Genomic DNA, 26,854 nt, shown 5'->3' with positions numbered 1-26,854 from the left:
TTGCAGTGAGCCGCTACAATGCCCTTGAAGACCCGCTCTGCTATCCGGGTACCCAGGTCCTTCGCAACAAGGCTGATTTGACGGAACAGGAAGAGCTCGATGAATTCGAGCAGCTCATGTTCCAGACCCGTGCGGATGAGGATTTGCCTGACGGTGATTTTGATGTGGCCCACTATCGGGCTTTGCATCACCATTTCTTCCAGGATGTCTATGACTGGGCCGGGGAGTTCCGGACCATTCGGACAGGCAAGGCCAACAACTGGTTCTGTTATCCCGAGTACATCGAACCAGAAATGAACCGCATCTTTTCAGTGCTGGCGGCCGAGAATTACCTCATGGACATGGGGGATAAAGACGAGCTTGCCGCCAGGGCTGCTTGGTATCTTAGCGAAATCAATGCTGTTCATCCTTTTCGGGAAGGCAACGGCAGAACTCAGCTGTCATTCCTGACGATGCTGGTACGCCATGCGGGATTCTCGCTCAATGAGGACAATCTTGAGGAAGAGGCATTCATGAATGCCATGATCTTCAGTTTTGACGGAGATACCGGCCCCCTTCAGGCTCAAATCCGCAAGATGCTTTAACGCTCCTGTTCAATCTTCTGCTCTCCGGGATCGGGCTGTTCGTATTCTGCGATCATCTTGTCGATCGCGTCTTCCAGTTCGTCAGGCGGTAACAGTTCACCATCCGGTCCCGGCACAGGATACGCGCCAGGATCACGGGCCATTTCCTCATTGTCCTGAACCTGTTTCAGCGCTTTTCTCCGGGTTTCATCAATCAACCGCTCAAGCGCCTTTTCCCTTTCGCGGGTGTCTTCTTCCCGGAGCCGTTCCAGCCGCCGGAACATGATTCGGTCGTTAATGGCTTCACGCACTTCGGGTGTTGCTCCCCGGGCGAGGTCCAGCAGTTCCCGTTCCTCATCCGTGCGGCTCATATTGGTTGCCCGCAAGTACAGATCGCTTTCATAGGATGCGATGCGGTCCCGCATGGCGGCATCCATTTCAAGATCCATCTCATACAGAGCGGCGCGAGAGGACACGCGGGGCTCGTCCCGCGTCTCTTCAGCCCCGGTCCGGTCCTGTTCGCTCCGCACAGTCTCTCTTGCAGGTGCCAGACGTTCCTCTGGTTCCTGCAGGTATTCCGCTTCCAGGCGATCCAGTTTCTTCTCCTCGCGGTAGCGATGCAGTTCTGCCCGCTCCGCGAGCGTCATGTCCGGGGTGGGTTCCTCATCCGGCGGCCACTGTTCGCGTTCGGTCAGAAGCGGATAGTCGGCACGCTCCCGGCTGGTCGGTTCACGCATAATCTCCTCCTCGATCTCGTTTTCCTGTTTCCGCTGGGGTGCTGTTTCTTCCCGGACCGGCTGAACGGCCCTGGCCGCTTCAGCGCGTTCCCGCTTTGTCTGCCGTTCAGGCCGGTCAGGCCCCCGGTGGCGAGATGGTTCCATCTCGATACCCCGGGCGCTGTAACTTCGGTGATCCACCCGGACGGATGATCCGGCTGCCTCAAGATATTTGTTGGAAAGGTCCGCCCAGGCGGACCGCACGTCTTTCACGAACTTGCGCTTTTCAAGGTCTTCGATCTTCTTGCCGAAGCCCTCATCCTCGATCAGACGCGTGGTCAGAAGGATATGGATGTGGGGGTTGTGATCGGTGCCATCCTCATGGATGGCGACATCGGCCACACATCCCATCGCCACAAAAGGAGCCACGAACTCCCGTGCAAGGGCTTCCCGCGCGGACGCGGGAATGTCCCGGGTAATGGCCACCTCGATACTCTTGGCAACGCGCGCATCCTTTCTCTGGGCGGCAGCTTCCACCCCGTTCCACAGGGCGGTACGGTTGGCGGCCCAGACCGGGGCACCTTTCGGCAGAATGATCTCGGAGAACACCACATCCGCCCTGTGGTCAAAATCCACCCAGCGGCTTTCCCGCTCAGACCGCAGCCGCTGTCCGCTCACATAGGCTGCCGACCCGAGGGCTGACCCTTTTCTCAAACTGATATTGCCCACATGACAGTGGACGTTGCCGTCCTGCATTTCCCCACACCCGAGGTGCCTGAAGGGCACCGTTGTCCAGTATCATGCCCCGAGTGCGGCAAGCCGCGCCGGGGCATTCCTTCTTTTTCCGCCCGCCCGTTCCGCTTTCCGTGCCAGATTTGCACGGGCCACACCGCGGCTCGGGGGTACAGGGGGACTCCCCTGTCGCACGGCGCTTTGGACCGTGCAGACTTGCCGGTCCAAAGTGCTACAGGTTGCCGACATGGCGGCTATTTCAGAACATGTAATACATGTCGGCAACCTGTAAGTGCGCTCTACGCTTTGTCTCCCTCTATTGTTGACTCATTTTGACGTTGCTGGCTAGTCTCGTTTTCTAGTGTGGGGTGTGGGGACAAGGTCTTGAGTAACGACCCGTTTGATTTCAGGAATGCTACCGGCATCGGCGGCGGCGATCTGGTGAAGTATTTCAAGGCCGGACAGGGCTTCGTGCGGATGAGTGCCGGATGGGGCCTCAAGCGCCGCCTCCAGAAAGAAGGCTATGACGCAATCACCGTCGATGCGGCGGTTGAGGCCGTCAAAAATGGCCGCGATCCCGAACCCATTCTGCTGCAAGCCCGCAATGCCTACGCCATACGCGAACGGCAGGGGGAGATGCGCCGCAACCCGCCACCGGTCCATGGTGCTGCCTCATGGGCTTCTGAGCGCGATCTGGAGCGTGTCGGACTGCTTTCGGGCAACAGCGGCAGCGGTATCAGCCTCGGCCGTTTCAACGGCAGACCGGTCACCTGGGACGGGGAAGGCCACCTGATGACCGTGGCTCCCACCAGAACCGGCAAGTCCACCATGCAGATCATTCCCAATCTGCTGACCTACAAGGGTGCCGCCGTGGTGCTGGACCCCAAGGGCGAGCTTTATGCCGCCACCGGCAAATGGCGGGAAGAGAATGTCGGGCCGGTCTATGCACTCAATCCTTTCGGCCTGCCGCCACTCGGCAGCTTCAGCGACAGCTTCAATCCGCTGCTGTCGGTCACAGACGGCGATAGTGCTACAAGCCTTGCCGAGGTAATCTTTCCCAGAAGCGGAGACCAGCGTCAGGCCTTCTTCGATAACGAGGCCATCACGCTGCTGGCCGCCGTCATCCAGTATGTGGCCTGTCACAAACCGAAGGCAGAGCGTCATCTGTCCACGGTCCGCAATCACCTGGCCTCGGTCAACCGGCAGCTTTTTGAACTGATGCGGGAGATGACCCAGCCCCATCTGCCCGATGCCATCACCAATCCGGCCAACAATTTCCTCACCAAGTCGAAGGAACATGGCAAACCGCGCGTGGTCGACTCCATCAACCAGCATCTGCGTATCTGGGACAGCGAGGGCTTGAGAAACGCCACCTGCCGCGCGGACTTTGATTTCCGGGACTTGAAGGAGCGCCCGATCACCGTCTACCTGATGATCCCGTTTGCGGGCATCAGCGCCTATTCCACATTCGTTCGGATGGTCTTTGCCACCGCACTCAACGCCATGCTGGAAAACCGCGCCAAACCGGATATCCCGGTGCTCTTTGTGCTGGACGAGTTTCTGGCGCTCGATGCCGACGAGCGGTTCGTTTCCGCGCTCAGAACCCATGCCAGCGAGCGGGTGCGGCTGTGGTTCTTCCTGCAGGACCTGCCGACACTTGAACAGAAGTACCCCACCACCTGGAAAAGCTTCCTGCAGGTGGAAACCAAGACCTTTTTCGGCACGGATGATCCGTTCACCGCCCAGCTTATCTCCAATTATCTGGGAGACCGGACCGTCGCCTATGACATCCCCAATATGTCGGCGAGCACCTCGGGCGGTTCATCGGGTTCTGCTTCCTATTCCATCAGCGAGAACCTGCATCTTGCCGGGCGCAACCTCATGACCCCGGACGAGGTCATGACCTTCATGGCGGGAGACAACGATAGCCGAAATGCCATCCACTTCATGCGGAACATCCGCCAGACCACCACGCAACTCACCCCGTTCTTTGCCGATGCTGTCCTTAAGGGGCGGGCGACATGAGCATTACTGTTCAAAAGAACCCGCTGTTGCCCACGCTTGCACTTCTGACAGCCGGGGCCGCTGTCGGTGCTGTTCTGGCTGCCGTGGTGGCGCTGCCGGCAGCCATGACTGCTGTGGCGTTTACCGGCCCGCTGGGCTGGCTGATCCTCGGACCGATCATCCTGGCCGGTACGGCAAACGCCGTTACCTGGGTGGCAGTGATCGTCCCCATCTGGGCGCTGGTCGGCGGGGCGCTGTTTGCCAGCAACATGTGCGGCAAGGGTAGTCTGGCCCGCCAGACCGGCGTGACCTTCTTTTCCGATACGCACCCGGTAGCGGTGCGCACAAACGAACTTGCGGCGGACCTGGGCCTCGGCTCCATTCCGCATATCGGCTGGTATCCAGCCGATGACATCAACGCCTTTGCGGCAAGCACCGAACCCAATGCCATGCTGCTCGCCTTCAGTCAGGGCGCCATTGAGAAGCTGACCCAGGACCAGATGGATGCGGTCATCGGCCATGAACTGGCCCATGTGGCCAATAACGACATGGCCCGCATGACCTATGCGAGGGGTGTTCAGGAGGCGTTGACGTTCTTTCTTGTGTTCCGTGGTCTCAAGAACCTTGCCCGCTGGCTGTTCACGCCGCTTTCCGAGATGGAAATCCTGCGGTTCTCCCGGGCACGTGAGTTCACTGCCGATGCCATCGGCGCGCAACTGACCACGCCTCAAGCCATGGCTAGTGCGCTTAAAGCGATCCGGGAAGACGATGCAAAACCCGATCTAAGGGACAGGCACGAGGTGATACGGTTTTCCGGTTGGCGGACTTCAGGTCTCTTCCGCACCCATCCGCCGCTGGAAGCGCGGATCGAGCGGCTCAACGAATTGGCGGCATCACAGGAAGAGGACAGGGAGACGGATATCGTCATTGCGAATGACAGTCCGCCAGCGTATCAGAATAGCCTACCGGCTGAACCTGCTCCGCAGACAGCCGCAGCGCCCCTGTCGTACCCATACCCACCCGCGACAGGGGCCGCCCAGTCGGGGCAGCCTGCAGCTGATATCCGGGGAGAAATGTCGTTTGGAACATAAATTCTATTTCATTCAGACGTTGGTCTTTCGAATTTATTCACTAAATCCGGCCAATGTCATAGTTGGTAAAGTTGTATTTGTTCTTGATATGTTCCCTTATATATCTCATACTGGGGTGTTAAGTAAGAACCATCTTTAAAGGAGATTCGAAATGAGAGAAGCGTTGCCTATTCCGGATGACCTCTACGAAAAACCGAACCCAGGCAAACCAAAAAAGACTTGAATTCAAAGAAATGATGAATTCATAATCCTCCCACTTTCGTGTGGGGGGATTTTTTTATGTCTGAGATTGGGGGCTTTTTGAGTAATTTTTTTGCTGCTTTCGGCGATGCAGATGTCAAAGAAGGTAGGGCAATAATTGTCACGTTCTTGAGTGCAATTGTTACGGCATCTATTGCATATATCGCCTCAGGTCGAAGAGATAATCGAAATTTACGAAACTCAAAAAGCGCAGATTTTTATGACAGGGAAAACGAAGAATTAGAAAAATCCCTAAAGAAAATAGAAAAATACATATTTGATCAAAAGGATTGCTGCAAAAGACTCACTCACCCTCAAATAGTTAAGAATAAAAAATACATCAGCTACATAATAAATCACTTTGAAAGGGCGGCGGTAGGAATTTCCTCAGGCTATCTATCTGAAAGTTATATAATAAAGGTTGAAAAATTTAGGATTGTTTGCGCATTTATGTCCCTATCTCCAGTGATAAGCGATATCCGAGATCACTACGGAAACAAAAATGCATCGATTCATTATGAGCGCCTATTCCTGAGAAATTATTTTCCAGGTTATAGAGCAGTATCTTTTCTACCCGAGGTAATCTTAGGTCGTCCGATTTACTCGATTCCATACGGGCTTTTTCATTTTGAGTATTACCTGTATAGGATACTAGGAAAAAAATTTCTCGCTGAAAGCGAGTACAACAAGGCATTTAGTGAATCTTATTTGAAATCGGATTGGGTAATTTTGCGGAATAATATATGGAAGCTCAGGCGTGGTTTTTTGGTGGTGCTGATCTTATTTATAATAGCAATTTCTGCCATGTGGTTTTTTCTTATATGATTATTGTTATTTCCGCCGCACATTAATAGCTCGTACATCCAGCGTATTTTTTAAATGTACCGCGTAGTGCTTCTCGATCATTTCTACGCTCGTACGGCAGTTCTTTGCGATCTGGTAGATATCCGCGCCTTCAAGCAGTCTCAGGCAGATATAGGTGTGGCGCAAGCTGTAGGACGATCTTCTGTTGCCTTCACGGTCGAACTTCAGATCGAGCTCATTCAAGACGCTGTTGAATTGCTTCTTGTGGTCGGCAGGAAAAACCTTGTCTGTTGGGGCGGGTTGGTTGCGCGCTACCAACCGCTCAAAGGGGTACACAGCACCAGAGGTGCTCTTACAGTAACCCACGCCACGCTTCCCGCGAACCTCAATCACCAGAATGCGCTCGCCATCTTCTTCTTCAATCGCAACATCGCGATATTCTAGCCGGTTGGCTTCATCTGGCCGCAGACCGGTATTTGCCATGAAAAGCACGAAGTCATGCAACTGCTCTGCTGCCCATTGCCAGCGCATGCCCTGCGACTTCTTAACGCGTTCCCGCGTCGCCGAGTAAAGCTGCTTGTACTCTTCGGGGGAGAACCATGCCCTGTGGGTTATCTTTCCGGAAGTACGGTACGGCGCAGAGAAATCCGGCAGATGATCAATCCAACCGTGCCGCAAAGCTGTCTTCATGATCTGACGTAGTGTGACGATCTCATGATGCAAGGTGCTGCGGCTCGGCGTTTTCTTACCGTCTTCCGGCGTGAGGCGCATGACCCGATATTCTTGAACCGCGCCAGCAGTTACCTCCGAAACTCCTTTGCGCCCAAAGAAGGGGATTAGGTGGTTCTTGATCCTGGCAGCGTGGTCTTTGGTGTAGCGCTCGCTTCGCTCACCCATTGTGATGACAGCGTACTCCTTGAGAAACTGCTCAGCAGCCCTCGCAAAGGTGTTCTCGTGTTTGAGTTGGCCGGTCCGGTCTTTCTCTTTGAGTGTGAAGTACCAGTCCTCCGCAATCTCCTTGGCTTTGGCGAGGCTGCTCTCTTTTGTTGAGGTCCGCCATTCGCGCCCCTTTAGATAGGTTGCACTCTGCCATCGGCTGCTGTTGGGCCGCCGATAGACGCGAACTTTGCCGCCAAGGATCGTGTGGGACTCCATGAATTGCCCCCTAAAATGTGTGTGTTCTGTGTGAGGCTCATTTAAGGGGAGAAATTGGCTGAAAACAAGGCTAAGTGCTTGTTTTTTATGGTGAGCGCTCAGGGATTCGAACCCTGGACCTACTGATTAAAAGTCAGTTGCTCTACCAACTGAGCTAAGCGCTCCCAAGGCGGTACCGTTCAGACAGGTGGTGCCTGCGAGGGCGGTACCATGTGCGGGAAAACCGGCAGTGGGCCGCCGGAATTGCGCGGAAAATAGGCGGGGGACTTTGCGGGGTCAATAGCAAATCCGCCCGGTTCCAAAAAATATGCATGCATCAAATCGGCTGCCTTCGGGCGTGGCGCAAAAGGCCCTGCACACAATGCAACAGGCAAAGTGTCGAGCGGGATGACAGGCAGGGCCACAAGCAGAACCGCAAGCAGAACCGCAAGCAGAACCGCAAGCAGAACCGCAAGCAGAACCATTGGCGGAATTGCTGCCGGTTACTGGCGGGCGATCAGTTCGCCTTCAAAGGGCTGCGGCGTGCAGTCGATCCCTTCGCCCAGAATGAGCACCTTGCAGGCATCGGCTGCCTCCGCCTCGCTGTCGAAGGGGCCGACCAGCAGCCGAGCTTCCAGCCCGGTTACGGTCTCGCGCAGAACAGCACGCGGCTCCAGCCGCAGGAAGTTGCTTTCGCCGTTCTCGGACACAATCGCCGAAAAGCGCTGGGTCAGTTCAATGAAAGAGTCGGCAGCGCCCAGATCCATGGCAAAGCCGGTAGCAATGCCTGCACCCTGGGCAATCGGTGCAGTGGGGGCGACCTCCCCGGTTTTCTCGGCTTCAGCCTGTTTTTCCAGAACGGTTATCCCGGCAGGTTCATCGGGAAGAATGGAAACCGGCGCACCATCGTCCGGCGTTTCTGCCGGGTTTTCCCCGGTGGGCCCGGACAGGGTTTTCGGCACGGCGCCGGCGGGGGGGCGGGCATGAAAGAACTGCAGGGCGAACAGAACGCCAAACAGGGTGATGCCGGTAATCAGCAGAAGCGTCAAAATGGTGAAAGGAAGCGGAATGCGGCCCGGTTTTCCGGCCGCAGCCGCGCCGCCGGCGCCTGCTTTTGGCAGGGTGCCCTGCGGGGTGGAATTTTCGGTGTTGCGCCCGTTGTTTTCCTTGTCTGGCGAATCTGACATGGATGTACTTGAACTTCCTGTCTGCAACCGGGTTGCCGGTTGGTGGCCGCTGCTGCTAAGGCGGGGAAACTCCGCATTGGCAGGCAGTACGGCCCATTGTGCAGCCCCATGCAATTGCAATAGGCGTTAACGCTGGAGAAGCAAAATGGCAAGAACCTGCCTAACCATTATTTTGGCGGCCGGCGAGGGAACGCGAATGCGTTCTGCCAGGTCCAAAGTTCTGCATGAAGTGGCGGGGCTTTCCCTGCTGGGCCATGTGATGGGGGCGGCAGGCGAAGCGGGCGGCACGGCGCAGGCTGTAGTGGTCGGCAGGGCGGCCGAACAGGTGGGCGCTGAAGCGCGCCGTTGCGGGCATAACGTCACCATTGCAGAACAGACAGAGCGCCTTGGCACCGGCCATGCCGTGCTGGCGGCAAGGCAAGCGATCGCCGAAGGCTACGACGATGTGCTGGTGCTGTTCGGCGATACACCGCTGATCACCCCGCAATCGCTCAAACCGCTCCGGGCAGCGCTGGCAGAGGGCGCTGCGGTCGCAGTCATGGGGTTTCGTACCAGCCAGCCGGACGGCTATGGGCGGCTGGTTGAAGTAGATGGTGAACTGGTTGCCATTCGCGAAGACAAGGATGCGAGTGAAGAGGAGCGCAAGATTACCTTCTGCAATGGCGGCATTATGGGCCTGTCCGGCAGCAAGGCGCTGGAACTGCTTGAGGCAATCGGCAACGACAATGCCAAGGGCGAATATTACTTGACCGACTGCGTGGCAATTGCCCGCGAACGCGGCCTCAAGGTGGTGGCGACGCAGGCAGATGAGGAGGAACTCATCGGCGTTAACGACCGCAATGAACTTGCCCGGGTAGAGGCTTTGTGGCAGGCGCGCAAACGCCGCGAACTGATGGAGGCCGGCGTTTCGCTTCAGGCGCCCGGCAGTGTGCATTTTTCCTTCGATACCGTGATCGGGGCAGACAGCCGGATCGAGCCTGATGTTTGGTTTGGCCCAGGTGTCAGGGTTGGCGCCAACGTTCACATTCGCGCTTTCAGCCATATTGAGGGAGCGGAAATCGGCGATCATGCGGTCATTGGCCCGTTTGCGCGGTTAAGACCGGGAACACGCATGGCGGAAAAGACCAAGATCGGCAATTTCTGCGAAACCAAGAATACTAGCGTTGAGGCTGGCGCCAAGATCAATCACCTGAGCTATATCGGAGATGCGCGGGTGGGCGCGGCTGCAAACATCGGCGCAGGCACGATCACCTGCAATTATGACGGGCTCAACAAGCATTTCACCGATATCGGCGCCAATGCCTTTGTGGGCACCGGCAGCGCGCTGGTTGCGCCGGTTTCCATTGGCGATGGCGCCTATATTGCCTCGGGCAGCGTGATTACCCAGGACGTGCCGGCCAATGCCATGGCGGTTGCCCGGGGGCGCCAGGTCAACAAGGATGGCCATGCGCGCACGATCCGCGCCCGCAATGAGCAGTTCAAGCGCGACAGGCAAAAGGGCTGAACCACAGGAGACAGCCCGCCGGATATACCAATCGTTTACCAAACGAAAAAAGACGGCCTTCACCTGTTTTTGTTACAAACGGCAATCTGTTGAAATGCAAAGTGAACGCGCTTTTGCAGTCCTGTTTGCTAATAGGAGACAGGGCTGCAGGGCAAACAACCCATCGTTTGGCTGCCGGTTGGCAGATCAACCCGCTCAAGGGCAGGGTTGGCATTACGGCAGCGTGACCATCCGGGTAGTAACGGGGAAAACACATGTGCGGGATTGTTGGAATTGTCGGAACGGAGCCGGTAGCGCCGCTTCTGGTCGATGCGCTCAAGCGGCTTGAATACCGCGGTTACGATTCTGCCGGTGTTGCAACCATTGAAGACAGCCAGCTCGACCGCCGCCGCGCCGAAGGAAAGCTGGTCAATCTGGAAGCCCGGCTCAAGGCTTCGCCCCTTTCGGGCACCGTGGGCATCGGCCACACCCGCTGGGCAACCCATGGCGTGCCCAACGAGATCAATGCTCATCCGCATTTTTCCGACAGTGTCGCGGTGGTTCACAATGGCATCATCGAGAATTTCCGTGTGCTGCGCGACGAACTTGAAAAGGACGGCTATTCCTTTTCCTCCCAGACCGATACCGAGGTGGTTGCCCATCTTGTGTCACGCGGCCTCAAACAGGGCTTGAAACCGGTGCAGGCTGCCCATGAAGCCATCAAGCGGCTGGAAGGCGCCTTTGCGCTGGCGATCCTGTTTCGCGATGAAGAGGATCTGATCGTCGGTGCCCGCAACGGACCGCCCCTGGCGATCGGCCACGGCGAAGGCAAGATGTATCTGGGTTCAGATGCCATCGCGCTGGCGCCCTTTACCGACCGCATCACCTATCTGGAAGATGGCGACTGGTGTGTGGTGCACCGTGAAAAGGCCGAGATTTTTGATCTGGAGGGCAATCCCGTCGAACGTGTCCTGCAGCGCTCGGTCGGCTCCAGCCTGATGGTCGACAAGGGCAATCATCGCCATTTCATGATCAAGGAGATTTACGAACAGCCCGAGGTGATCTCCCACACCCTGTCGCATTACCTTGATTTCGGCGATTGCAGGACGACGATCGGCGAAGACCTGCCGTTCAATCTGGCAGAAGTGGAGCGCATCTCCATTTCAGCCTGCGGGACCGCCTATCTTGCCGGACTGATCTCGAAATACTGGTTCGAGCGGCTGGCCGGTATTCCCGTGGACATCGATATTGCTTCCGAATTCCGCTACCGCGAGATGCCGCTGAAGAAGGGCGGGCTGGCGCTGTTCATCTCGCAATCGGGCGAAACCGCCGACACGCTGGCTTCCCTGCGTTATTGCAAGGAGAACGGCCAGCACATCGGCGCCATCGTCAACGTGCCTGAATCCACCATTGCACGGGAATCGGATGCCATCCTGCAGACCCTGGCTGGCCCCGAGATCGGTGTTGCCTCGACAAAGGCGTTCACCTGTCAGCTTTCGGTGCTGGTTTCCCTGGCGATCGCCGTTGGCAAGGCACGCGGTGCGATCGATGTACAAAAAGAAAAAGAACTCATTCGCGCGCTGACCGAGGCACCACGCTATGCAAACAAGGCATTGAAGCTGGAAAAGCAGATCGAGAAGATTGCCGCAGACCTCGCCAAGGTGCGCCACATTCTCTATCTCGGCCGGGACACCAATTATCCCCTGGCGCTGGAAGGCGCGCTGAAACTGAAGGAGATCTCCTATATCCACGCCGAAGGCTATGCAGCGGGGGAACTAAAGCACGGCCCCATCGCACTGATCGATGAAACCATGCCCGTGGTGGTGATCGCGCCCCATGACCGGATCTTCGAGAAAACCGTTTCAAACATGCAGGAGGTCGCTGCGCGGGGTGGGCGGATTATTCTGATTACCGACGAAAAAGGCGCCAGCGAAGTCTCCATCGATGCCGAGCATGTGGTGGTGATGCCCGATATGCCGGAAATCCTTACACCTATCGTCTATGCCATTCCGGTCCAGCTTCTGGCCTATCATACGGCGCTCGCCATGGGCACGGATGTGGACCAGCCGCGAAATCTGGCGAAGTCGGTGACGGTGGAGTAACCGGTTGCCGGTTTCGTGACCAGCGGTGCACCCTGTTGCCGACGAAATGAACCCGCAATGGCGTTTTTCCGATTTCGTCCAATCCCGATTTACTCTAGGCTAGTTCAAGGCAGCGCCTTCAGTCATGGGCAGGCAGGACGGTAGCGCGCACAACATCACCTTCCTGAACGGGATTTCGGCTTCGCATGTCGCGTATTCGCACCTATTTTCTGACCGGCTTCATCATCACCGCGCCGCTGGCGATCACCATCTATCTGATATGGACCTTCATCGAATGGGTCGACAGCTGGGTGATCCCGTATATTCCGGCGATCTACAATCCCGATACCTATCTTCCGTTTCATGTGCCGGGGTTCGGCCTGGTTGCGGCCATCTTCACCATCAGCGTGGTCGGGTTCCTGACGGCCAGCTTTATCGGCCGCTCGATTGTGGGCTGGGGCGAGAACCTCCTCAACCGCATGCCGGTGGTGCGGAATCTCTACAATGGCTTGAAGCAAATCTTCGAGACGGTACTTTCGGACCAGACCGCTTCGTTTCAGGATGTGGGATTGATCGAATATCCCCGAAAAGGTTTGTGGGCGGTTGTTTTCATCGCTACCGAAACACGGGGTGAGGTGGACCGCACGCTGAAGCGGCGCAAAAGGACCACCGTCAGCGTCTTTCTGCCAACGACGCCCAACCCGACGTCCGGTTTTCTTCTGTTCGTACCGGAAGAAGATGTCATCCGGCTCAGGATGTCGGTGGAGGAGGGGGCAAAGCTGGTGATTTCGGCAGGGCTTGTGGCGCCAGACGAGAGCCAGAACAAGCTGAAGGAACTGGCCGCACGGGCAAAGGCCGACGGCAAGCCTGCGGAGACGGAAAATCCGCTCAAGGCGCTCTTTCTGCCCCATGAGGAAAACATGCGCGGCAAGAACAAACCGCCATCTGAATAGTCCTTCTGACAGTGCTGCTTAACCTGCACGGATAAGCCGCACCGCTTCATCCTGTCCGAACAGATACAGCAATACGCGCAATGCGGCGCCCTGTTCGCCTTCAAGCTCTCCATTGGCCGTCATGACGTGTTTGGCGCCATTGCGCGCCAATTCCAGCATGTCGCCGTGAAGTTCGGCACTTGCAAGGGCGAAGCCGGGTGAACCCGATTGGCGGGCACCCAGTACTTCGCCTTCACCGCGCAGCCGCAAATCTTCCTCGGCAATGCGAAAGCCGTCATTGGTTTGACGCATGATGGCGAGCCGCGCATTGGCAACTTCGCCCAGTGGCGCCTTGTAAAGCAGGATGCAGTGGGAATCGCGGTCGCTGCGTCCGACCCGCCCGCGCAACTGGTGCAGCTGTGCAAGGCCGAAGCGCTCTGCATGTTCAATAACCATGATGGTTGCATCGGGCACGTCGACGCCAACCTCGATGACGGTGGTGGCAACGAGAATGCGTGTATCACCGTTGACGAATGCTGCCATGGCAGCGTCCTTTTCCGCAGCGTTCATGCGGCCGTGTATCAGCCCGGCCCTGTTGCCGAAATGTTTTGTCAGCGCAGCATGGCGCTGTTGGGCGGAGGTTGCCTCCACTTCCTCGCTTTCTTCCACCAGCGGGCAAATCCAGTATATCTTTTGACCGTCTGAAACCGCGCGCTCCATGCGGGCAACAAGTTCATCCAGCCGTTCCAGGGGAAGGGCGCTGGTGGCAATCGGTTTGCGGCCGGCGGGTTTTTCGGTCAGCTGGGAGACCGCCATGTCGCCATACCAGGTCATGACCAGTGTGCGCGGAATGGGTGTTGCCGTCATCACCAAAACGTCGCTTGAGGGAGCCTTGCTGCCGAGCGCCAGGCGCTGATGGACGCCGAAACGGTGTTGTTCGTCGATGACAGCCAGACCAAGATCGCGAAAGGCAACCGGCCCGTGAAACAGCGCATGGGTGCCGATCAGCAGGTCGATTTCGCCCGTCTTCAGCGCAGCGAGAATTTCCTCCCGCCGTTTTCCCTTTTCGCGTCCGGTCAGCACTGCTGTGCGGATGCCGGCAGCTTCGCCAAGCTTCAAGATGCCGGCATGGTGCTGACGGGCGAGAATCTCGGTCGGCGCCATGATGGCGGCCTGTGCGCCTGCCTCGATCACATCGGCAGCTGCCAGAAGTGCGATAATCGTCTTGCCCGAGCCCACATCGCCCTGCAACAGGCGCAGCATGCGTTCAGGCTGGGCAAGATCGGCGCGAATTTCCTTGATCGTCCGGTTCTGGCTGGTGGTGAGTGGCCAGGGGAAGGCGGCCAGAATGGCTGCCGCCAGTTTTCCCTTGGCCTTGCGCACCACCCCGCCGGTGCGGCGCATTTTTTCGCGGGTAAGGGCCAGGGCCAGTTGTCCGGCGAGAAACTCGTCATGGGCAAGGCGGAGGCGGTGGGGCGCCATGGGATCGATGTCCACCGCGTCCCTTGGCGCATGGATGCGTTTGAGTGCGTCTGCAAAGGCTGGCCAGCCCTGACGCTTTAGCAGTGCTGCATCAATCCATTCCGGCATGTCCGGCAGGCGCGAAACTGCAGCACGAACGGATTTCTGCAAGGTCTTCTGGGCAAGGCCTGCGGTTGCCGGATAGACAGGCTCGACCAGCGGCAGATCGGCGAAGCCGGCTTCATCGACGATGTGGTCGGGATGCACTATGTTGGGCTGGCCGTTGAACCACTCCACCCGGCCGGAAACATACCGCGTTTCGCCCACCGGCAGTGCCTTTGAAAGATAATCGGTATGGGCATGGAAAAACACCAGCGCCAATTCACCGGTCTCATCATGAACGTAGATACGATAAGGCACGCGCCTGTTGCCTTGGGGGGCGGCTGGTGACGGTCAACCCGCACCTTGAGCGTGACAATGACGCCTTCCGGTGAACGGGCAATCCCGGGCTGGCGGCGCCGGTCGATGATCGAATGGGGCAGATGAAAGAGCAGATCGCGCAAAATTGCCGGCCCCGCCTGCTCGCTGCCGCGCAGCAGGCGGGTCATCGCCTTTTCAATCTTCGGGCCGACGCCCTCCAGGCTCGATACCGGCGCAAACAACGAATTGAGAAGGTTGGGGCGCATGATCACCTGTGTGGCCGACGGCTGGACGGTTTGCAATTATAAACCACAAGAAAGGACTGGCGTATCCAGCGCTTTCGGTTATTTAAAAGCCGATCCGAAAACCAGCGTCTGGGCGCAAATCATGTGTCCGGGCCGATCGCCTGTGATCATGCGGGAACAAACCGGGATAAACCGATGGATGACACCAACCGGCGCAAGCAGTTGATTTACAGGGCCAACCATCGTGGCATCAAGGAGATGGACATCATTCTGGGCGGCTTTGCCGAGCGCCATCTCATGACGCTCGATGCGGAAAAGCTCGACCGGTTCGAGGTGATCATGGGCGAATCCGATCGCGATCTGTTGTCATGGTTCACCAGTGAAAAACCGGTGCCGGAGCATATCGACGGACCGTTGTTCAAGGCCATTTTATCCGACACGCTGGCAGCGCGGCGCGCGCGGGGCTGATTCATGCTGTTTGATCAAAACCTCTCTGCGCAGATCGCGGCAGAAGACCGGCCGCTGACTTTTTCAGGCGTGCCGGACGGTGCGGTTGGCGCACTGCTTGCCCAGCTTGCAAGAGAAGGGCAGCCGGGGAAGGGGCAGCCACCTGCCGGCATTGCCTATATTGCTGCCGATGGCCAGAAACTGCCGGAAATTGCCGCGGGCCTTGCCTTTTTCGCACCCTGGCTTGAAACCGTCGAACTGCCGGCATGGGACTGCCTTCCCTATGACCGGGTTTCACCCTCGGCATCGGTGACGGCCAAGCGTGTGGCAGCGCTTGGGCGGCTGGCTGCGCGTGAAGACGACGGAAAGCCGTTTGTCCTGCTTACCACCATCAATGCGCTGGTGCAGCGCTGTGTGCCGCGTTCGGCGCTGGCTGGCCAGGTGCGCCGCTTTCTGCCCGGACAGAATGCCGATATGGACGGGCTGGTCCGCTGGCTGGAAATCAACGGGTTCGAGCGAACCGCGACGGTGCGCGAACGGGGCGAATATGCGGTGCGGGGCGGCATCGTCGATTTGTACACGCCAGGAACCGGGGCGCCGGTGCGGCTTGATTTTTTCGGCGATACCCTCGAGTCGCTGCGCAGTTTTGACCTTTCAACCCAGCGCACCACAGGGCAATTGAAAGAACTGACGCTTGCCCCGATGAGCGAGGTTGTCCTCGACAAAGCCTCCGTTTCCCGGTTTCGCAGCGGCTATATTGCCGCTTTCGGCGCTGCAACCCGAGATGATGCGCTGTATCAGGCAGTCAGCGAGGGGCGGCGCTTTGCCGGAACCGAGCATTGGCTGCCGCTGTTTTACGAGCAGCTTGAGACCCTTGAAGATTATCTTTCCGGATATTTGATCCTTGCCGATCAGGCAGCGCAGGAAGCTGCCAATCACCGCATTGCGCAGATCGAGGATTATTATCATGCGCGCAGGAACGTGCTGGAAGACAGTCTGGAAACCTCCCTCGGCGGGGGGGCGCCGTACAAGCCCCTGGCGCCGGAAACGCTCTACCTTTCAGGCGGTGAGGCGGAAGCCTGTCTTTCCCGCCTGACCCAGGTCAGCCCGTTTGCGGCGGCGCAAACCTCTGCGCGTGCAGTGCTCGACCTTGAGGGCAGGCCGGGCCGCAACTTTGCCACCGAGCGGACCGCCGGGGCCAATGTGTTTGATGCGCTCGCCGCGCATGTGGGCGAGGAGAAAGCCCGGGGCCGGCGGGTACTGCTTGCAGCCTGGAGCGAGGGCTCAGCCGACAGGATGATGAAGCTGCTTGCCGATCACGGGCTGGAAGCCCTGCGGAACGTGGAAAGTCTTGCCGCGCTTGAGGCGCTGAAACCGCAGCTGTCCGGCATTGCGCCGCTTGCCATGGAGCACGGTTTTGAGGTGCCGGGCCTGACGGTGGTCGCCGAGCAGGATGTGCTGGGTGACCGGCTGGTGCGGCGTTCCAAAAAGCGCCGCGGGAGCGATTTCATCTCCGAGGTCTCAAGCCTTTCTGAGGGTGATATCGTCGTTCATGTGGAGCACGGGATCGCCCGGTTTGCCGGGCTGGCAACCATCGAGGCGGCGGGCGCGCCGCATGACTGCCTGGAACTGCGCTATGCGGGCGATGACCGGCTGTTTCTGCCGGTTGAAAACATCGAGCTGCTGTCGCGCTACGGGTCGGCGGATACGGAGGTGCAGCTTGACCGTCTTGGCGGGGTTGCATGGCAATCGCGCAAGGCGAAGCTGAAGAAGAAGCTGCTGGAGATTGCGGGGCAGCTGATCGCCATTGCCGCCGAGCGGGCGCTGCGAAAAAGCGACCCGCTGACACCGCCCGAAGGGCTTTATGGCGAGTTTGTCGCCCGGTTTCCCTATGACGAGACGGAAGACCAGCAGGCGGCGATCGATGCCGTGCTTGATGATCTGGCCGCAGGTACGCCGATGGACCGGCTGGTCTGCGGCGATGTTGGGTTCGGCAAGACGGAAGTTGCGCTCAGGGCAGCGTTCATTGCGGCGCTTGCGGGCAAGCAGGTTGCGGTGGTGGTGCCGACCACGCTGCTGGCGCGCCAGCACTACCAGACGTTTTGCGACCGGTTTTCCGGCCTGCCGGTCAAGATTGCCCAGGCTTCGCGCCTTGTGTCTTCCGGCGAACTGGCGGCTACCCGCAAGGGCATTGCCGACGGCTCTATCGACATCGTTATCGGCACCCATGCGCTTTTGGCCGACAGCATCCGCTTTGAACGGCTAGGCCTGCTGGTAATCGACGAAGAGCAGCGTTTTGGCGTCAAGCACAAGGAAAAGCTGAAGGAATTGCGGGGCGATGTTCACGTTCTGACGCTTTCGGCAACGCCGATTCCGCGCACGCTGCAATTGGCGCTCACCGGCGTTCGCGAACTGTCGCTGATTACCACTGCGCCGCTCGACAGGCTGGCGGTCAGGACGTTCATAACCCCGTTCGACGGACTGGTGATCCGCGAGGCGCTGTTGCGCGAGCACTACCGCGGCGGGCAGAGCTTTTATGTATGCCCGCGGGTCAGCGATCTGGAGGAGCAGGCCCAGTTTCTGCGCGAACACGTGCCGGAGCTGAAGTTTGCCATTGCTCATGGCCAGATGGCGCCGGGGCAGCTCGATGATGTGATGAATGCATTTTATGACGGCAAATACGATGTGTTGCTGTCGACCACCATCGTCGAGTCCGGGCTGGATATTCCAACGGCAAATACCCTGATCGTTCATCGTGCAGACATGTTCGGCCTGGCGCAGCTTTACCAGTTGCGCGGCAGGGTGGGGCGCTCGAAAACGCGGGCCTATGCGCTGTTTACGCTGCCGGTGCGAAAACCGCTGACGCCGCAGGCAGAGCGGCGATTGAAGGTGCTGCAATCGCTTGATTCCATCGGGGCGGGGTTTGAGCTGGCAAGCCATGACCTGGACATTCGCGGCTCCGGCAACATTCTGGGGGAAGAGCAATCAGGGCATATTCGCGAGGTCGGCTATGAACTCTACCAGCAAATGCTGGAGGAAGCGGTCGCCGAACTGAAGCAGGGCGATTTTGCCGGCAGCCAGGAACGCTGGTCACCGCAGATCAGCATTGGCGCAGCGGTTCTGATCCCGGAGGCCTATGTGCCCGATCTTCAGTTGCGCCTGTCGCTCTACCGCCGGCTGGCCGATCTGGATGAGGCAGCCGAGATCGATGCCTTTGGCGCTGAACTGATCGACCGCTTCGGCCCGCTGCCGGAGGCCGTCGATCATCTGTTGAAAGTGGTCTTCATCAAGGCGCTTTGCCGCAAGGCCAACATAGAAAAACTCGACGCAGGACCCAAAGGGCTGGTGGTGCATTTCAGAAATGGCGAGTTTTCCGATCCTGCGGCGCTGCTGAAATGGATCGGTGAGCAATCCAGCCTTGCCAAGGTGCGCCCCGACCAAAGCCTGTTTTTGTCCAGGGAGTGGGATACAGCGGAAAAACGGATCAAGGGCGCTGCCGTGATCGCATCAAAACTTGCTGCAATGGCAACGGCTTGACCGGAATTTGCCACAAAGTGATTCAGCTCCGGGCCGGGGTTACTTCTTGCTGCCGGCCAGTTCGTCGAGCAGCTTCTGCATGTCCTCTTCGGTGTCGGTAGTGGTGTCTTCGTCATCGGAGGCAGGCTCCGGTGTGTCTACGGCTGCCGTATCGAGTTCTTCGGCGATTTCCCCGGTGATCTCTTCAGCGCTGTCCGGGTTTGCATCGCTGTCGGCAGGTGCTTTGCTCTCTTGCATCTCGCTCTCAGGCGTCTCGCTTTGGGGCGTCTCAAGGGTAGGCTCCCCGACCGGCGGTCTTACCTCCTCGACAGCTTCCGCCGCCTTGCTGGCGGCAACGGTAACGGCTGCTGCCGCAGCACCGGTTGCAGCTTGGCCGGCAGGGGTGGTCTCACTGCGCGCCTGTTGCGGGGCAGGAGCCTGCCGGGTGCCATCGTTCAGTGGTTCGATAAGGCGGGGTTCGCGTGGTGTTGTTTCCGGCGCGGCCTGGCCAACCGCAGGTGCTTGAGCGGCGGGCGCTGCCGGTGCTTCCTTGCGGGCAGGATCGTTTTGTCCGATGCCGGTTTCAATCACCACGTCGCCGGGCCCGCCGATCATCAGCAGATGCTCGGTGTTGTCGCGGCGCACCAGAACAAGCCTGCGCGTGTCGTCCACAATGGCGGCTTCAATCACGCCAAGGCGGGGCTGGCGGTTGCGGGCAATACGCGATTGCGCGCTGCCGAAAATCCGGCGAAACAGCCATAGGAGGATGAACAGGGCAAGCAGCAGCGCCCCGAACATGATGCCAAGCTGCACGTTTGAGGACAATTCCGTTCCGAATGTGTCATTGATCCAGTTCAAGGCGCCGTTCTCCCTCGCAAAGGCCGCCTTGCTGCGGCCCATGGCGGCCGTGAAAGCCGCTTTTCCCCAGTTTCGGGCATTTCTGCCGCTTGATCCGACCGGTTTTACACTGAAAGATGGCCATTTGCAGCACTCTGGACAAAAATGCAATTACGTATGGTTAACTCGGGGCAGAACGCAAATCCACCGGGATTTGCCGCAAACCGCAAAAACGCCCGATCCATACGGCGCGGTGTGCGGGGCGGGATGGCCGAATGTGTTGCTGACTGCCTTCCCAGGCCCTGAATTATGTGATTCAAAAGGGAATATGAGATTCGCCGCCATTTAGGGGAGTGGCGGGAGAATCATTGCGGGCAGTTGCCATACTCGAGCGCACGGGGATTTCATGAGTGATCAGGGGACGAAGGATCACCTGGAGGGAGCGGCGGAGGAAAGCGTCGCGGAAATCAGCGAAGACGAGACGCCAACCGGTACGAATGCGGTGAGCGATGGCGGTTCGGCCTCCGGGAACGGCCGTCCGGCAAGCAAGGACACCGAGCCGATCATCGAGCGTTATGGCAAGCAGCGCAACATCGCCCTGCTGTTTCTGTTAGGGGTCGCCTTCGTTGTCGCGGCCGCTTTGGCAGCCTGGTATCTGCGCGGTCTTGTGAGTGAGCCGGTAATGCTGGCCGTTACCGGTGCGCTGGCGGGTATCGGAATATTCTTCCTTTTCCTGCTGGTGATGGGGTTCATTCATCTTTCCGCCAACCGGCGGCGCGATCAGTTCACCCGCAATCTCGTGAACGGCATGGAATCGGGAATTCTTGTCAGCGACCATGAGGGCCGCATTGTCTTTGCCAACCGTGCCTACGGGGAACTGACCGGCGCCACGGACAGTCTGGAAGTCGCAGGGATCGAGACGGTTTTTGCAAAAAATGTCGTGGCGACGGAATCAATCTACCGCATGGCGCGCCAGGCGAGGGAAGGGGTGACGGCTTCCGAGGAGATACGCCTGCCCAACGGGCTGTTGTCGGAATCGGAAGGTGCGCGATGGTTCCGCCTCAGGGCGCGCAACATGGAGCATGAAGAGCATCCCGAAGGCCTGATGGTCTGGCAGTTGTCCGACATCACCGAGGACCGCCGCGCGCAGGAGCAGGCGTTTCAGGAACTGCAGCATGCGATCAACTATCTCGATCACGCGCCTGCCGGTTTCTTCTCGAGCAATGGGGATGGCGAGGTGGTGTATCTCAACGCCACCCTTGCCGACTGGCTGGGTGTCGATCTTGCGCTGTTTCGCCAGGGCAGCCTGAAGCTGGAGGACTTTGTATCCGAGCACGGGCTTGAACTGCTGGCTGCCGCACAACGGGAAAACGGCAAGGAAGAACGCGCCATTTCCGTTATCGATGCCGATATCGCAATTGACGATTCACGGCGCATGCCGGTTCGCTTCTACCACAATGTTTCTGCCGGAGATGACGGCGCGCCGGGTAATGCCCGCACGCTTGTGATCAACCGGCTGGCACCGGAGGAAAGCGATGGCGGCCTGGCCGAGGCGGAGGTTCGGTTTACCCGGTTCTTCAACAATACCCCGATTGCAATTGCCGCCATCTCGAACGCCGGAAAGACCGTAAGAACGAACTCGCCCTTCATGCGGATGTTCAAGGCGCAGCTGGGCGGGGCAAGCCACGGCGAGGGCGTGGAACTGACCTCCCTGGTACAGGAAGCCGACCGTGCCGCGCTTGAAGATGCAATCAACGAGACGCTGAAGGGCGGCACCCGCACCAAAATGGTCGATGCGGTCATGCACGGGGCGTCGGACCGGTTCCTGCGCCTCTTTCTGAGCCCGGTGCAGGACGGGCCGCCCGAAGATGACAGCGGCGAACAGGTAATCGTCTATGCGCTGGAGACAACCGAACACCGCAAACTGGAGGAACAGTTTGCCCAAAGCCAGAAAATGCAGGCCGTCGGGCAGCTTGCCGGCGGCATTGCCCACGACTTCAACAACGTGCTGACGGCAATCATCGGCTTTTCAGACCTGCTGCTTGCCAATCACCGGCCATCCGACCCGTCCTTCCAGGACATCATGAACATCAAGCAAAACGCCAACCGTGCGGCGAGCCTGGTGCGGCAGTTGCTGGCATTTTCACGCCGCCAGACGCTGCGCCCGCAGGTGCTGCAGATGGGGGAAGTGCTGTCGGATCTGCGCATGCTGCTCGAGCGGCTCGTGGGCGACAAGGTTACCCTCAATCTGGTGCACGGACGTGATCTGTGGCCCGTCAGGGCCGATCTTTCCCAGCTGGAACAGGTGGTGGTCAATCTGTGTGTCAACGGACGCGATGCGATGGCGCCGGATGGCGGGACCATGGAAATCAGCACCGAAAATCTCGAAGGTGCCGAGATTGCAAAGCGCTTCGGCCATCACCGCGAAATGCCCCATGAGGACTTTGTCGTTCTTTCCGTCAAGGACGAAGGTACCGGGATGAGCGAAGAGGTTTTGGAGAAGATTTTCGAACCTTTCTTCTCCACCAAGGAGGTCGGCAAGGGAACCGGCCTTGGCCTTTCCACCGTCTATGGCATCGTCAAGCAGACTGGCGGTTTCATCTATCCTGAATCGGCTCCGGGGGAGGGCACCACCTTCCGGGTATTCCTGCCGCGCCACATGGCGAAGGAAGAGGACATAGCACCCGCAGAAAAAGCGGTGAAGGAAAGCGCCAAGGACCTGACCGGCAGTGCGACGATCCTGCTGGTGGAGGACGAGGATGCCGTGCGTGCCTTTGGGTCGCGGGCGCTGGCCTCACGCGGCTATACCGTACATGAGGCGTCCAGCGGTGTTGAAGCAATGGAAGTGCTGGAAGAACATGGCGGCGATATCGACCTGATCGTTTCCGATGTGGTAATGCCGGAAATGGACGGGCCGACCTTGTTTGCCGAGGTTCAAAAAAGCCATGCGGGCCTGAAATTCATCTTCGTTTCAGGCTATGCGGAAGATGCCTTTGCGAAAAACCTGCCCGAGGAAGATCGCGAGAAATTCGGTTTCCTGGCCAAGCCCTTCTCGCTCAAGCAGCTGGTTTCAGCGGTCAAGGAAATGCTGGAGGAATAAGCGCTCAGGCGGTCAGTTTTTTCTTCAATCCCTCCAGCATGTTGAGGCAGCGGCCAAGCTCGGCGATCTCGACATACTCATCCGGCTTGTGAGCCTGTTCAATGGAGCCCGGGCCGCAGACCACGGTGGATGTGCCCATTTCCTGATAGAGGCCAGCTTCCGTGCCGAATGAGACCACATCCGTCTTTGTATCGCCCGTCAGGGCCGCGCATATGTCACGGGCTTGCGACTCGCTGGCCGGCAAGAGCCCGATGACCTCGCCGATGACTTCGGTCTCAATGGCAGCATCGGGAGCGCGCTCACGCATGGCAGGCAGCAGTTCTTCCTGCACATAGCGTTCGATTTCGCTCTTCACATGGCGCGCATCATCGCTTTGTACCGGCCGCATTTCCCAATCGACGGCACAATCGCCGGCAATGGTGTTGCGTGAGACGCCGCCCTTGATACGGCCGATCTGCAAGGTGGTGTAGGGCGGCTCAAAGCGCTGGCTGGCGGGCGTCGAATTCTTCAGCTGTTCGCGAATGTCCATCAGCCGGGTGATGTAGCGGGCGGCATATTCGATTGCATTGACGCCCTGATGGGTGAGCGAACCGTGCGCGGCAAGACCGGTAAAGCGCGTTGTGTATTCATAACAGCCCTTGTGCCCCTCGATGATGCGCATGGAAGTGGGTTCGCCGACGATGCAGACGGACGGCAAAATCCCTTCTGCCGCCATGTCGCGCACCAGTTGCTGGCCGCCCAGGCATCCGGTTTCTTCATCATAGGTAAGGGCGATATGGACCGGCCGGGTGAGCGGCAGGGCGGAAAAATCGGATGCCATGGCGATTGCAGCGGCAATGAAGCCTTTCATGTCACAGGTGCCACGCCCGTAAAGGCGGCCATCGCGGCGGTCCATCTTGAAGGGTTCGGATGTCCAGTTTTGCCCGGTCACGGGAACCACATCGCTGTGCCCGGAAAGCATGATGCCGCCGTTTGCGTTTTCAGGCCCTATCGTTGCCAGGCAATTGGCGCGGCTGCCATCGTTGCTGTTCCATACCCGGATGCGCGCACCGGCGGCCTCCAGCCAGCCTGCCGCCTCGCCAATCAGTTCCAGATTGCTTTGAAGGGATATGGTGGGAAAGGCGATCAGCCGGTCGAGCAGCGTGATCGCGTCTTCAAGCCGCGGATGATCGGCTGACAGGGGCACTTGTCTATTCCTTCACATAGAGCTTGCGGGGGCGGTCGCAGAGGCATTCTGCGGAGCCGGATTGGGTGATGCGGATAGGCTCGGTGATTTCCAGGCCCCAATCTTCCATCCAGATCGCCGGCATGAAGTGAAAGGTCATGTTCGCTTCAAGGACGGTTTCATCGCTCTTGCGGATGGAGGCGGTACGCTCGCCCCAGTCCGGGGGTAGGAAAGCCCGGTGGGATAACCGCACCGCCCGTCGCGCTCGATGCCCGCCTTTTCCAGCGCTGCATAGAAGGCGCGTGCGATATCGCCGGTGGTGTTGCCGGCTCGTGCTGCTTCAAGCCCGGCGGCAATGCCTTCCTGGGCGACCTTCTCCGCTTCCAGGATTTCGGGAAACGGCTTGCCCAAAAACACGGTGCGGCAGAACGGTGCGTGATAGCGGCGATAGCAGCCCGAAAGCTCGAAAAACGTCGCCTCGCCCTTTTTGAAAGGCCGCCCGTCCCAGGTCAGATGGGCAGCAGAGGCATCTGCGCCCGATGGCAGCAGCGGGACGATGGAGGCATAGTCGCCCCAATGGCCGTCTGCGCCCATGATTGCGTCGCGATAGATTTCGGCAACAAGCTCGTTCTTGTTGAGGCCCGGCTCGACGCGCTCCATGACGCCGTCGATCATCTTTTCCGATATCCTTGCCGCGCGGCGGATATAAACCAGTTCTTCCTCGGACTTGACCAGCCGCTGCCAGTTGACCAGTGCGGTCGCATCCTGGAAGGTCGCTTGCGGCAGACCGGCTTTCAGCACTTCCCATGCCTTGGCGGAGAAGTAGTAGTTTTCCATCTCAACGCCGACGGTGGCGTTTCCGTGCCCCATGTCGGCAATCAGCCGGGACAGATGCTCCATGGGGTGCATCCTGGTATTCTGCACATAATCGTCGGGGTAGGGGCGGATGAAATCATGGTCCATCCAGACCGTGCGCTTGGCGCCCTGACCGTCCATGAAACGCCCCCACCAGACCGGGTCCGTGTCCTGGGTAATGATTACGCCCTGATGAACGTAAAACGACCAGCCGTCATAGCCGGTGAGCCAGGCCATGTTGGCAGGATCTTCGCAGAACAGGCAGGAAATACCGCGCTTTTCCATCTCCTTGCGCACAAGGGCAAGGCGGCGGTCGTATTCGGGTTTTGAAAAGGGCAGGTCGATGGCAGGCATTTACGGTTCCAGGGGTTCGGGGTGGGAGTATGAAAACAAGCCGCGAGCATAGCGCATGGCCTGCTGGTGTCATCGGGCAATTGCGACATGATCCGGCGTTAGCTCATGACCTAGCCTTCCCGCCATTCATGCCAGCGATAGGCGGCGGCCAGATAGGTGCGCCTGAGCGCGGGAAACGGGAATTTGCGCGGCAATTGGCGCATGGCGGCGGGCAGGTCATCAGGCTCGCGCTTGCCGGCAATCATCTGTCCCAACAGGCGGCCGCAATGGCTGCCCATGGCGATGCCGCTGCCATGATAGGCAAGGGAGGCCCAGGCGCCCGGCATGCGCGGCAGCGGTCCGCTATAGCTTGTCAGTTCCCGGGTCAGGCAGACCAGACCGGCCCAGAAGAAGGGGTTTCAACCCCGCGCCAGGCAGGAAAGAAGCGGTCGAAATCGGCCCGGATGCGGCGGTGCATCATCGCCATGCTGGCCGGAGTCGCGGAGGTGCCGCTGCGCATGCCGAACAGCATGCGCGGCCCTGCTTCGCCTTCAGCAGGTGGCATGAGGCGGAAATAGTGCAGCAGTTTGCGGGTGTCGGAGCACATCTGATGAGAGGTCCAGCCCTGTGAATTGAGTTCCAGTTCTGTCAGGGGGCGGGTGAGCAGAATGTTCGACAAGACCGGCAACAGGCGGCCGGAAAGCCAGTCGGGCACGTCTTCCGACGAATAGCCGTTGGTGGCGATGACCAGATTGTCCGCGGTGATGTGGCCGCCGGGCGTATCGGTCTGCCAGTTGTTACCGGCGCGGCGGATTGAAAGGGCTGGCGTGCCGCCATAGGCGGCAATGCCGATGCCGGTTGCAGCCTGTGCAAGGCCGCTAAGGTATTTCATCGGATTGAGCGCAAAGCCCAGGGGCGTCGTCAGGGCGCCATGAAATTCCGGGCTGGCGAGCCCTTGTGAAGACAGGCCGGGTTTTTCCGTGATTCGGCAATCAAGGGAGAACAGATCCTTCATCTGCTGCTTTTCGGCATGAAGCCCGGCCATTTCGCTTTCGCGATGGGCAAGCTGCGTTTCTCCATTGGAATGGGTATCGGCGGAAATGTGATAGCGCGACAGGTTCTCGCGAACCGATTCAATTGAGGCGGTTTGCTGCTTGAAAAAACGGCGGGTTTCGTCTTCGCCAAACCGTGCGATGAGCTTGTCTACCGGCAGCTTGGTGCCGCCGGTGCAGCAAAATCCTCCGTTGCGGCCTGAAGCGCCCCAACCGGGCTGGCAGGCTTCAAGGACCACGATGGAATGTGGATCGATGCCCTGTTCGGCCAGTTCGAGCGCACAGTTAAGCCCGGTATACCCGCCGCCAATGATGAGGATTTTGGCGGCGCGGCTTTGCTTTAATGCCGGCCAGCGTGGCGGTGTGGCGGTGGTCTGCCAGTAGGAACCAACGTCACGGTCATAGGCTTGCGGTTCGTAGAGGCGGCGCATCTGCCGTATGTAACATGAGCGCGCG

18 protein-coding genes, 1 tRNA gene and 2 pseudogenes are annotated in these 26,854 nt (G+C 58.8%); 11 read left to right on the top strand and 10 right to left on the bottom strand.

Annotated elements, in window-relative coordinates:
- The first annotated feature begins 5 nt into the window (after positions 1–5).
- Positions 6–584 (top strand): Fic/DOC family protein, encoded by a 579-nt coding sequence (locus tag BVL55_RS09070; RefSeq protein WP_075996616.1) that lies wholly within the window; start codon positions 6–8, stop codon positions 582–584.
- On the opposite strand, the gene BVL55_RS09065 is transcribed toward BVL55_RS09070, so the two are convergent.
- Positions 581–2,035, bottom strand: a complete 1,455-nt coding sequence (locus BVL55_RS09065; RefSeq protein WP_083649464.1) for a MobA/MobL family protein — start codon at positions 2,033–2,035, stop codon at positions 581–583. The two genes, BVL55_RS09070 and BVL55_RS09065, sit on opposite strands and share 4 nt — an antisense overlap.
- A gap of 360 nt (positions 2,036–2,395) precedes the next feature.
- Between BVL55_RS09065 and BVL55_RS09060 the strand changes: the two genes are divergently transcribed.
- The 3 genes from BVL55_RS09060 to BVL55_RS09050 all read left to right on the top strand — a co-directional run bounded on the left by BVL55_RS09060 (position 2,396) and on the right by BVL55_RS09050 (position 6,171).
- Positions 2,396–4,036: a type IV secretory system conjugative DNA transfer family protein gene (locus BVL55_RS09060; protein WP_075996614.1), complete on the top strand. Its 1,641-nt coding sequence runs from the start codon at positions 2,396–2,398 to the stop codon at positions 4,034–4,036.
- Positions 4,033–5,106 carry a M48 family metalloprotease gene (locus BVL55_RS09055; RefSeq protein ID WP_075996613.1) on the top strand — a complete coding sequence of 358 codons (1,074 nt, stop codon included), beginning with the start codon at positions 4,033–4,035 and terminating at the stop codon, positions 5,104–5,106. The genes BVL55_RS09060 and BVL55_RS09055 overlap by 4 nt, the downstream gene beginning before the upstream one ends.
- A gap of 279 nt (positions 5,107–5,385) precedes the next feature.
- The gene (locus tag BVL55_RS09050) at positions 5,386–6,171 is read left to right on the top strand and encodes a DUF4760 domain-containing protein (RefSeq protein ID WP_156892489.1); all 786 of its coding nucleotides are present in this window, start codon (positions 5,386–5,388) and stop codon (positions 6,169–6,171) included.
- Positions 6,172–6,177: 6 nt separating this feature from the next.
- Here BVL55_RS09050 and BVL55_RS09045 read toward each other — a convergent pair whose 3' ends face one another.
- The 3 genes from BVL55_RS09045 to BVL55_RS09030 all read right to left on the bottom strand — a co-directional run bounded on the left by BVL55_RS09045 (position 6,178) and on the right by BVL55_RS09030 (position 8,471).
- Positions 6,178–7,305, bottom strand: a complete 1,128-nt coding sequence (locus tag BVL55_RS09045) for a tyrosine-type recombinase/integrase (RefSeq protein ID WP_075996611.1) — start codon at positions 7,303–7,305, stop codon at positions 6,178–6,180.
- An 88-nt stretch (positions 7,306–7,393) separates the two neighbouring features.
- A tRNA-Lys gene (locus tag BVL55_RS09040) sits at positions 7,394–7,469 on the bottom strand.
- Positions 7,470–7,787: 318 nt separating this feature from the next.
- Positions 7,788–8,471 (bottom strand): hypothetical protein, encoded by a 684-nt coding sequence (locus BVL55_RS09030; RefSeq protein ID WP_075996609.1) that lies wholly within the window; start codon positions 8,469–8,471, stop codon positions 7,788–7,790.
- 196 nt (positions 8,472–8,667) lie between these two features.
- Between BVL55_RS09030 and glmU the strand changes: the two genes are divergently transcribed.
- The 3 genes from glmU (at position 8,668) to BVL55_RS09015 (ending at position 12,988) form a co-directional block, all read left to right on the top strand.
- The gene (gene glmU / locus BVL55_RS09025; protein ID WP_342097694.1) at positions 8,668–9,975 is read left to right on the top strand and encodes a bifunctional UDP-N-acetylglucosamine diphosphorylase/glucosamine-1-phosphate N-acetyltransferase GlmU; all 1,308 of its coding nucleotides are present in this window, start codon (positions 8,668–8,670) and stop codon (positions 9,973–9,975) included.
- Positions 9,976–10,229: 254 nt separating this feature from the next.
- Positions 10,230–12,056: a glutamine--fructose-6-phosphate transaminase (isomerizing) gene (gene glmS, locus BVL55_RS09020; RefSeq protein WP_075996607.1), complete on the top strand. Its 1,827-nt coding sequence runs from the start codon at positions 10,230–10,232 to the stop codon at positions 12,054–12,056.
- 185 nt (positions 12,057–12,241) lie between these two features.
- Positions 12,242–12,988, top strand: coding sequence for a DUF502 domain-containing protein (locus BVL55_RS09015; RefSeq protein ID WP_075996606.1), 747 nt, complete (start codon positions 12,242–12,244; stop codon positions 12,986–12,988).
- Between the two features lie 18 nt (positions 12,989–13,006).
- On the opposite strand, the pseudogene recG reads toward BVL55_RS09015, so the two are convergent.
- Positions 13,007–15,114, bottom strand: a pseudogene (gene recG / locus BVL55_RS09010) (ATP-dependent DNA helicase RecG).
- A gap of 174 nt (positions 15,115–15,288) precedes the next feature.
- Between recG and BVL55_RS09005 the strand changes: the two are divergent.
- Positions 15,289–15,561 (top strand): FAD assembly factor SdhE, encoded by a 273-nt coding sequence (locus tag BVL55_RS09005; RefSeq protein WP_075996605.1) that lies wholly within the window; start codon positions 15,289–15,291, stop codon positions 15,559–15,561.
- A gap of 3 nt (positions 15,562–15,564) precedes the next feature.
- Complete coding sequence (gene mfd, locus BVL55_RS09000) at positions 15,565–19,077, top strand: transcription-repair coupling factor (protein ID WP_075996604.1); 3,513 nt, start codon at positions 15,565–15,567, stop codon at positions 19,075–19,077.
- 39 nt (positions 19,078–19,116) lie between these two features.
- Here the strand turns inward: mfd and BVL55_RS08995 are convergent, their stop codons facing one another.
- Positions 19,117–19,914: a flagellar biosynthetic protein FliO gene (locus BVL55_RS08995; RefSeq protein ID WP_244530474.1), complete on the bottom strand. Its 798-nt coding sequence runs from the start codon at positions 19,912–19,914 to the stop codon at positions 19,117–19,119.
- Here BVL55_RS08995 and BVL55_RS16515 point away from each other — a divergent pair.
- Both BVL55_RS16515 and cckA read left to right on the top strand, forming a co-directional pair.
- A complete protein-coding gene (locus BVL55_RS16515; protein ID WP_156892488.1) occupies positions 19,901–20,242 on the top strand; it encodes a hypothetical protein in 342 nt (113 codons plus the stop codon). The genes BVL55_RS08995 and BVL55_RS16515 overlap by 14 nt on opposite strands.
- A gap of 57 nt (positions 20,243–20,299) precedes the next feature.
- Positions 20,300–22,993 carry a cell cycle histidine kinase CckA gene (cckA, locus tag BVL55_RS08990; RefSeq protein WP_083649463.1) on the top strand — a complete coding sequence of 898 codons (2,694 nt, stop codon included), beginning with the start codon at positions 20,300–20,302 and terminating at the stop codon, positions 22,991–22,993.
- A gap of 4 nt (positions 22,994–22,997) precedes the next feature.
- Here cckA and argE read toward each other — a convergent pair whose 3' ends face one another.
- The 4 genes and pseudogenes from argE to BVL55_RS08975 all read right to left on the bottom strand — a co-directional run bounded on the left by argE (position 22,998) and on the right by BVL55_RS08975 (position 26,829).
- Positions 22,998–24,179, bottom strand: coding sequence for an acetylornithine deacetylase (gene argE, locus BVL55_RS08985; RefSeq protein WP_244530473.1), 1,182 nt, complete (start codon positions 24,177–24,179; stop codon positions 22,998–23,000).
- 4 nt (positions 24,180–24,183) lie between these two features.
- Positions 24,184–25,367, bottom strand: a pseudogene (locus BVL55_RS08980) (M24 family metallopeptidase).
- A gap of 110 nt (positions 25,368–25,477) precedes the next feature.
- A complete protein-coding gene (locus BVL55_RS16260; protein ID WP_083649462.1) occupies positions 25,478–25,693 on the bottom strand; it encodes a hypothetical protein in 216 nt (71 codons plus the stop codon).
- Between the two features lie 38 nt (positions 25,694–25,731).
- Entirely contained in the window at positions 25,732–26,829 is a 1,098-nt protein-coding gene (locus BVL55_RS08975; RefSeq protein ID WP_083649461.1) for an NAD(P)/FAD-dependent oxidoreductase, read from the bottom strand.
- Positions 26,830–26,854: the final 25 nt, after the last annotated feature.

It is taken from the genome of Salaquimonas pukyongi (genome assembly GCF_001953055.1).
Lineage (GTDB): Bacteria > Pseudomonadota > Alphaproteobacteria > Rhizobiales > Rhizobiaceae > Salaquimonas > Salaquimonas pukyongi.
The sequence above is the reverse complement of the archived record's forward strand: the minus strand, read 5'-3'. Positions and strand labels throughout refer to the sequence as shown.

Excerpts from the sequence above, each read along its gene's own strand:
- BVL55_RS08975 (WP_083649461.1), bottom strand. The coding sequence starts at position 26,829 with ATGCGCCGCCTCTACGAACCGCAAGCCTATGACCGTGACGTTGGTTCC.
- BVL55_RS09050 (WP_156892489.1), top strand. The coding sequence starts at position 5,386 with ATGTCTGAGATTGGGGGCTTTTTGAGTAATTTTTTTGCTGCTTTCGGC.
- BVL55_RS09065 (WP_083649464.1), bottom strand. The coding sequence starts at position 2,035 with ATGCAGGACGGCAACGTCCACTGTCATGTGGGCAATATCAGTTTGAGA.
- mfd (WP_075996604.1), top strand. The coding sequence starts at position 15,565 with ATGCTGTTTGATCAAAACCTCTCTGCGCAGATCGCGGCAGAAGACCGG.
- BVL55_RS09045 (WP_075996611.1), bottom strand. The coding sequence starts at position 7,305 with ATGGAGTCCCACACGATCCTTGGCGGCAAAGTTCGCGTCTATCGGCGG.
- BVL55_RS09005 (WP_075996605.1), top strand. The coding sequence starts at position 15,289 with ATGGATGACACCAACCGGCGCAAGCAGTTGATTTACAGGGCCAACCAT.
- glmS (WP_075996607.1), top strand. The coding sequence starts at position 10,230 with ATGTGCGGGATTGTTGGAATTGTCGGAACGGAGCCGGTAGCGCCGCTT.
- BVL55_RS09055 (WP_075996613.1), top strand. The coding sequence starts at position 4,033 with ATGAGCATTACTGTTCAAAAGAACCCGCTGTTGCCCACGCTTGCACTT.
- BVL55_RS09015 (WP_075996606.1), top strand. The coding sequence starts at position 12,242 with ATGTCGCGTATTCGCACCTATTTTCTGACCGGCTTCATCATCACCGCG.
- BVL55_RS09030 (WP_075996609.1), bottom strand. The coding sequence starts at position 8,471 with ATGTCAGATTCGCCAGACAAGGAAAACAACGGGCGCAACACCGAAAAT.
- BVL55_RS16260 (WP_083649462.1), bottom strand. The coding sequence starts at position 25,693 with ATGCCGGGCGCCTGGGCCTCCCTTGCCTATCATGGCAGCGGCATCGCC.
- glmU (WP_342097694.1), top strand. The coding sequence starts at position 8,668 with ATGCGTTCTGCCAGGTCCAAAGTTCTGCATGAAGTGGCGGGGCTTTCC.
- cckA (WP_083649463.1), top strand. The coding sequence starts at position 20,300 with ATGAGTGATCAGGGGACGAAGGATCACCTGGAGGGAGCGGCGGAGGAA.